Annotated in this window: 3 protein-coding genes and 1 pseudogene; all 4 read left to right on the forward strand. The window is 35.7% G+C overall.

The window, feature by feature from the left end:
• Nucleotides 1-272, forward strand: a pseudogene (locus tag HHO47_RS18905) (hypothetical protein); the annotation flags it as partial.
• Nucleotides 273-435: 163 nt separating this feature from the next.
• Complete coding sequence (locus HHO47_RS18910; RefSeq protein ID WP_169021686.1) at nt 436-984, forward strand: DUF6795 domain-containing protein; 549 nt, start codon at nt 436-438, stop codon at nt 982-984.
• Between the two features lie 10 nt (nt 985-994).
• Nucleotides 995-1336 (forward strand): hypothetical protein, encoded by a 342-nt coding sequence (locus HHO47_RS18915; RefSeq protein ID WP_169021687.1) that lies wholly within the window; start codon nt 995-997, stop codon nt 1334-1336.
• Between the two features lie 163 nt (nt 1337-1499).
• Nucleotides 1500-1728 (forward strand): transthyretin-like family protein (locus tag HHO47_RS18920; RefSeq protein WP_248291060.1); only part of this gene is annotated, 229 nt, incomplete at its 3' end.

A 1728-nucleotide genomic window follows, 5' to 3' on the forward strand; every position in this document is an offset into this window, starting at 1 on the left:
CAGAACATGGGGGATTAAAAACGTCTGCGAGCTTTCCTTTTCTAAGCCCCATATTTAGTTTTGAGGGTTTAAATATCACTGCGATAAGCGGCTCTATTTTAGAACGAATCTTCCGCCATCACACCCCTTTTGGCTGTATAGCTAAAGGAAAAACAGGCGCGTTTAAAGATCATTATGTATTAGCATTACGTGGTACAGCAAAAATGCGCGATTGTATTACTGATTTACACTACGCTATAGCGATAGAGCCAAATCTAAGCAACGAGTTATGATTGTTTTTATTTTCTCACCAGCATTCTGTACCATAAAAGTAATTGCATATTTTTTCTTACACTATAAAATACCTATAATATTGACATGGAATGTGGATACTTTGCGTACAACACGGTTTTTACGCAATGCCTCATAATTCCATTTATAAATTAAGAGGTGCTAATGTCACTCATCGATAAACTCCAATCTTTTAGCGTGAAAATTCAGCCTTTTTTAGATAAATTTGGCGCATATAAAGTGCATCTGTGTCCTGAGGTAAAAGGTCGCTTAACCAATAATGGTAAGCCAATAGACTGTCAGCTAATTTCCAGAAGTCTTAACTTTTCCGATGGTAAAGCCCGTAAAGATTTTACTTATACAGATCATAACGGTAACTTTACATTTCCTGAAATAACAATTCGCTCTGATCAGCCAGGTATTCCTTTTGCTGAAATATTTACCAATCAATATATTACCTCTAGTTATAACAACCATAAATTTATTATTTGGAGATCAACTTTAACAGATATTCACCCAAGGCATGAGATTACTAATAAGCTTTCCACTTTAAATGCAGATATCACGGATGAACAAGTATGTTTTAATTTCAAAAATACGCTTCATCCTCATGCGCCATTTCGCGCATCCAGCATTGCTCGCTGGGAAACTGACTTTAATATTATTACATCAAACTATCTTAGCGATTTAATAGACAATGTAACTGAAAAATAAGGACTATATTATGTCTTCAGGAATGACGACTTTACCACCAGCCGTTGCAGCGAGTTTTGCAGCGATTGCATATGAGACTCTTTCTCAAGGAACAATGCAAAACTCAGAAATATATACTGATCTTGAAGCTAGATTTACGTTCAATTCATCAGCTGTACACGGTATCAGTGGCTCTATTTTAGAACGAATCTTCCGCCATCACACCCCTTTTGGCTGTATTGCTAAAGGAAAAACAGGGGCGTTTAAAGATCATTATGTATTAGCATTACGTGGCACAGCAAAGATGCGCGATTGTATTACTGATTTACACTACGCTATAGCGATAGAGCCAAATCTAAGCAACGAGTTATGATTGTTTTTATTTTCTCACCAGCATTCTGTACCATAAAAGTAATTGCATATTTTTTCTTACACTATAAAATACCTATAATATTGACATGGAATGTGGATACTTTGCGTACAACACGGTTTTTACGCAATGCCTCATAATTCCATTTATAAATTAAGAGGTGCTAATGTCACTCATCGATAAACTCCAATCTTTTAGCGTGAAAATTCAGCCTTTTTTAGATAAATTTGGCGCATATAAAGTGCATCTGTGTCCTGAGGTAAAAGGTCGCTTAACCAATAATGGTGAACCATTAGCCAATGTGAAAATTGAGCGCGGATTATATTTTAGTGATGGTAAAGCAAGAAAAGATAATACATATACCGATTCTCAGGGTAACTTTAATTTTCCTTGTT

It is taken from the genome of Pseudoalteromonas arctica, from assembly GCF_012927645.1.
GTDB classification, from domain to species: Bacteria; Pseudomonadota; Gammaproteobacteria; order Enterobacterales; family Alteromonadaceae; genus Pseudoalteromonas; species Pseudoalteromonas arctica_A.